The 5,105-nt window shown below is 36.7% G+C and carries 7 protein-coding genes and 1 pseudogene; 3 read left to right on the forward strand and 5 right to left on the reverse strand.

Features of this window, described 5'->3' with window-relative positions:
• Positions 1–294: 294 nt before the first annotated feature.
• From ACFINR_RS08955 to ACFINR_RS08965, 3 genes are read right to left on the reverse strand one after another with little or no spacing between them, the layout of a single operon-like run.
• Complete coding sequence (locus ACFINR_RS08955; protein ID WP_375633283.1) at positions 295–729, reverse strand: hypothetical protein; 435 nt, start codon at positions 727–729, stop codon at positions 295–297.
• The gene (locus tag ACFINR_RS08960; protein WP_375654157.1) at positions 713–1,948 is read right to left on the reverse strand and encodes a hypothetical protein; all 1,236 of its coding nucleotides are present in this window, start codon (positions 1,946–1,948) and stop codon (positions 713–715) included. The genes ACFINR_RS08955 and ACFINR_RS08960 overlap by 17 nt, the downstream gene beginning before the upstream one ends.
• Positions 1,938–2,417 (reverse strand): hypothetical protein, encoded by a 480-nt coding sequence (locus ACFINR_RS08965; RefSeq protein ID WP_375654160.1) that lies wholly within the window; start codon positions 2,415–2,417, stop codon positions 1,938–1,940. The genes ACFINR_RS08960 and ACFINR_RS08965 overlap by 11 nt, the downstream gene beginning before the upstream one ends.
• Positions 2,418–2,446: 29 nt before the next feature.
• Here ACFINR_RS08965 and ACFINR_RS08970 point away from each other — a divergent pair, with 29 nt between their 5' ends.
• Complete coding sequence (locus ACFINR_RS08970; RefSeq protein ID WP_375654164.1) at positions 2,447–3,319, forward strand: hypothetical protein; 873 nt, start codon at positions 2,447–2,449, stop codon at positions 3,317–3,319.
• 1 nt (position 3,320) lies between these two features.
• Here the strand turns inward: ACFINR_RS08970 and ACFINR_RS08975 are convergent, their stop codons facing one another.
• The gene (locus ACFINR_RS08975) at positions 3,321–3,755 is read right to left on the reverse strand and encodes a hypothetical protein (RefSeq protein WP_375654168.1); all 435 of its coding nucleotides are present in this window, start codon (positions 3,753–3,755) and stop codon (positions 3,321–3,323) included.
• 16 nt (positions 3,756–3,771) lie between these two features.
• Positions 3,772–4,023: a helix-turn-helix transcriptional regulator gene (locus ACFINR_RS08980; RefSeq protein ID WP_375654171.1), complete on the reverse strand. Its 252-nt coding sequence runs from the start codon at positions 4,021–4,023 to the stop codon at positions 3,772–3,774.
• Between the two features lie 109 nt (positions 4,024–4,132).
• On the opposite strand from ACFINR_RS08980, the gene ACFINR_RS08985 reads away from it, so the two are divergent.
• On the forward strand, positions 4,133–4,750 hold the full coding sequence (locus ACFINR_RS08985; RefSeq protein ID WP_375638755.1) for a S24 family peptidase: 618 nt from the start codon (positions 4,133–4,135) through the stop codon (positions 4,748–4,750).
• 156 nt (positions 4,751–4,906) lie between these two features.
• Positions 4,907–5,105 (forward strand): annotated as a pseudogene (locus ACFINR_RS08990) (hypothetical protein); the annotation flags it as partial.

Raw genomic sequence — 5,105 nt, forward strand, 5'->3', positions numbered from 1 at the left:
GTCTTCATATTCGTAGAGGTTGTAAAAATACTCCTCTGCTCCGTCCCCCCAAGGAACATAACCAACAGCTGTTGCAATAAACTCTTTTTGCATTGGTTGTTTACGCTTTTTTAAGAACAGGTCTTTTAATATTCTCATGTTTTTAGTCCATAATTTTACCAATTGGTCTATTTACCTAAAATTTGACCGTACAGAGCGTTTTATATTGCAGATATGGTTTTCATCGTGAAATCTTTAAATCGCTTTTTATGGTGCCTTTTTGTCGATTTAAACACATGCCTAATCGTAAAATGATCAGCACTTTTCACTAGTTTGCTGTGGACCAAAGCGTTTCATTATCCCACCAATGCCATTTAAAGTTTCTTCAAGCTCTTGCTTGTGAACAAGCGTTAGTGGTCTAAAATGCTCTTTCGCTGTTTTTTCTTTGAGTGTTTTCTCACGTGTGTTTTCAATTGCTCTACGTACAGTTTCGGCTTTTGAAAGAAGGGTATTTTCTAGTGTCTGGCAATAAGTTAAAAGCTCTCCACAAGTTGGCATAAATGTTTTTGATATCCCAATTGCTTGACCAGTTACGATATCTTCGACGCCTTTTTTCAGAGCATATGCTGAAATCCGTTCCAGCATCATGCTATAGGATAGAACAACGGCTTTGGAATCTGTGTTCGCAGGGACTCTCATGCTTGAGAGTAGGAAAGAAGCTTGCTCAATTTGCTTAACTGAAGCTTTCACAGAGAGCAACGCTTGTAGAAGATTGCAAGCATCTAAGGTTTGCTCTTCCTCCTGTTTCGTCAATGTATTCCCAGCTTTCAGCGTCAATGGATACCTCGGACTGATCATTTCCATAATCTTCTCCAGATGAGAGATGATCTCTGAGTTCGTTGAAGCCTTCTGCAAGCTGTTCTGTGAAAGTTTTCTGAGTGAATTTTCCATGATAACCACCTAACCGTTTTTCCTGTTCTAATCTTGCTTTTTTCTTTGCTAGCGTTCCGATAGGGCTTGTGACCCAATTGTACCAAGTCCTTTGCCAATCTCGTTTGTTTGCATTTTTACCTGGGGTTGCTATCCAGTAATTTGTGAACCGTTCGGTTTCTAACAGCGCCTCATCATGCGTTAATCCTTGATCGATTGCGTATTGCAAATTAGGTTTGAAATCCTCTGGCAATCGACAACCGCGATTAGCTTGCGCTCGTTTTGCTTTTTGGGGAACGTTCTCTTGCTCGTGAATGGAAGGTTGGTTGTCTGATGAGGTTTCGATTTGCTCTGATGTGATCTCAACAGCAGCAACCTCTGTTGGCTCGTCAATCAAATCGATTGTTTCTAAATCTTCAGAACCAATTTCTTTTTTTGCTAAAACGATAGTTTTAGTTTTTTTATTATAACTGTTAATGTTAGTGTTATTGTTTATGTTATATATATAGGCATCATTAAGCATGTCGTAAGCATCATGCTTAGCATCCTTAAGCATACTGTTAGCATCATGCTTAATAACTTTAGCATCGTTAAGCATGGCTTTAGCATTGTTTTTATCAGTATTTTCAATGGCTTTAGCATCATCACAAGCATCATTTGTATGTTTATCCCATCTTGCCTGCGCTGCTTTCTTTGCTCTCTCTGATAACTTCTTTGACCGAGATGTCTTCGATACCTTATCTAAGCTTTCATTAGAGTTATTGAGTTCTTCTTCAACTTTTAAACTCCATAAACACCCATCGTCTAAACGTTCGATATGACCCGTGCTTATTAAAGCTTCTAACGCTTTCATAAACATTTTTACTGAACAACCAGTGTAATTAGCCCAGACCTTTGTGTTATTTAAAAGCGGCTCTCCAGTATAAAGCATTTGCAAACGCAATTTTATATAAACATTGCATTCAATGGGAGATAAACAAGCAAGATCAAGAATCCACCTATCTGCAAACAGCCTCGTCCACGGTAATTTACTGGACATATATACCCCCTTCTTTCATTAAATATAAAATTGCTAAAGCATCTGCTTCGTTGTCGTCTTTAGGCGTATGTCCTTTTGCACACACCGCCTTAATCATTTTTACTTTTGATGCGTTTCCTTTTTCTGTTGTTGCTTTCTTAATTGTGCCAACAGGAATGCCTTCATACGGTATCTGATGATGTTCACACCACGTCGTTAAGGTTGATAACAAGTCACCGTAAATATGCACTGCATCAGTACTATTATGACGCCTCACTTCTTCAAAATACACCGCGTCAATGCTGTCTACTGTCTGTTTTATTTCTGATAGACATCTCTTAAAGCGTAAATAATGCATTCCACCGACTTCAAAATATCGGGGGTGGAAATTCATGACACCACTGATGATGTGACCATCCGCACCGCATATCGCCCAGCCTGTCTTGGTCCCTAGATCAAGACATAAAATGGTTTGTGCGTTAGTGATCATAATCCCCCCTTAAGGCTCTACGTATTTATATGGTTGCTATGACAGAGCGTGTTGTGATTGCCTGTCTTGAAAAAATGTTTATGAAAAAGTATCCTCCCAACGATTCTAAAAAAGTGGGGAGGGGAAAGATGCAAGAATGGATAAAGATATTTCTTACGGGTTTCCTGTCATTTATCGGATCACTTTCAGTAGCGCTTATTTTAAGAAATAAAGACCGTAAAGAAGCAGCCAAAATCCGGAAAGATGATTTAGAAACAGCTGCAAAAAAACGAGAAGAAGATAGAGAATGGATAAGCAAGCAATTTGCAGAAAGCCAAGAACAGACGACAGCCCTTAAAGAGCAAGCGATATCGACAAAAGATCTTGCCAAATGGTCAGAAGAACATATTAAAATTTTGTTAGATAACAAAAGAGTACAGGATTTAGGACCGCCACTTTCCATATATGCAACTGGACCGCATCTTCCAACAAAGGACAAGTGGACGCTTCTTTTCTTAAAGGTAGAAAATAATGCACAAACTGTCGTCCATATTTTAAATATAAAGCTAAAAGATAGTTCTCGCTTTATTCTTGGATATGGCATCATATACAAACCTAGGCAAAAAACTTGGCAAATACAATCACCATATGTTAATCCTGACGCGGTTGCAGAATCGCGAGTATTCCCTAGCTTCTGTGATAAAGCAAAGAATTTTCGAACGGGACCAGAAATCGATGTTAATATTTCTGTAGCTCCCTCAGAAGGCAAACCTTCAAAAATCCTTATTTTTGTAGCAGCACGTGAAGAAGATATAAAAGACCAAGTTACTTTAATCATTACCCATACATCCCCACTGCAACCAGAAACAAAAATGACTATAACAACACAAACCAGCCTCATAGACTTTAAAAAAGTGGATTAACTCAATTCAGACGCACACTACACGCATCATTTATTAATTTGATTTCTTCTTCTCTTTTTTTGATGAGGCCATTCCTTAAGAAGCCAAGATTACTTTTGACTAAAGCTGTAAACAAAAGTAGCTCATTTAGGCGATGAAAAGATGACAAATCTTGAGAAAAATAATTATCAAACCAAGTTGTAAAAGCTTGCGTAAAGGCAGATGAAAACCATTGATTAAAATCATCGTATGGCAATAACGGAAAATAATTTCTATCATCACGCGCAAAAATATTTTGCAGTATATAGATAAGATAACCTGTTGATGAGGGATCTATGCAACTTTCACATGTCTGATTAGGCGAGCGAACACCATAATATATGTCTTCACGTCCAATCTTATTAACAAGATTAATCAACTTGACTTTACTTATAGTGATATGCGGGACATCTATCATCTCTGATCTTTCTTCTTTAAGAATGTGAATGGTGCTGTTGATGTTCATTACTATCTGTAGGAGCAGCAATAAAAGCAGAACTAGAGCTAGAACTATCTTTCAACTTTTGCAGCTTGAGATAATTTATTACGGAGATAGATCCTCTTTTTTCCCACTTGCAAACAGCTGCTTGAGTTACACCAAGCATTTTCGCCATTTCTAATTGAGTCCAATTAAATTTGCCCCGTATTGACTTAGTCAAATTCTTAAAATCTTCTCGTTGATCCATTTACAAGCTCCAATTACAGCTCTGTCTTATTTTATTCATATAATTATAGTTATATAAAGTCAATGAAATTTATCTTTATCAATGATAAAAAAATAAGGTAAGCAGAAGTATGAGTAATAAATCTAATATCATAAGCACATTAAAAAAGATTTTGACCGAATTTAACTTAACGCAAGAAGATGTAGCCAAACGGCTAAACGTAACACAAGCTTCAGTGTCTAAGTGGTTAAAAGATTCTGATCCACGCGGCTCTAATCGAGATGCCATTTTAGAATTATATAAAGAACTAAAAGGGGACAATCACTTAATAACTTTTGTTCCTCTTATGGGGTATATTGGAGCAGGAACACAGATAGATCCAAGTTTTGAACAAATCCCTGAAGATGGTCTTGAACAAGTAGAAATTCCTTTTGCTTTACCTGATGATATGGTTGCTTTTGAAGTTAAAGGAGATTCTATGATACCAGCCTATAAAGATGGAGATATGGTTATCGTAAGACGGCGCCAAATTAAAACAATAGAATCCTTTTTTGGCAAAGAAGCCGTTATTTTAACACATGATAATAAAAGATATATAAAGCAGATTAGCAGGGGAATGAATGGTGAAATAGATCTGCTTTCTTGGAATGCCTTACCTATTAAGAATGTTAAAATTGTGTGGGTTGGAGAGATATTTGCTATTTTGCCAATAAGTTCTTACAGCAAGATGATTCGGACTTATCGCTAATTATCCTCCCCTCTTATCCAGCAAGATATTATAATATTTTTTATAAAAATATAACTTTTTATAATTTTTTGCTTGCTATTTTATAATTATAGTTATATAAGTAATTATATAAACCACGCACAAACAATCGCCAAGAGGCGTTAGGGAGGAAAAATTATGGATAAGCCAATTCTTATAAATTCCAATGAAATTTTATTAGTTGCCTACGATAAAGATCAACACATTGCAGAGTCTGGACCACTTGATGCAAGCCAAATTCTAAGCATTGTTGATGAGGTAGATGATGCAATCCAAATCTTTCGCATCAATCCTTCTGAGAATAATTGTGAAGATATCTCTGAAGAAATTGCAGAAG

Source organism: Bartonella sp. AP19HLJMH (assembly GCF_042196245.1).
Lineage (GTDB): Bacteria > Pseudomonadota > Alphaproteobacteria > Rhizobiales > Rhizobiaceae > Bartonella.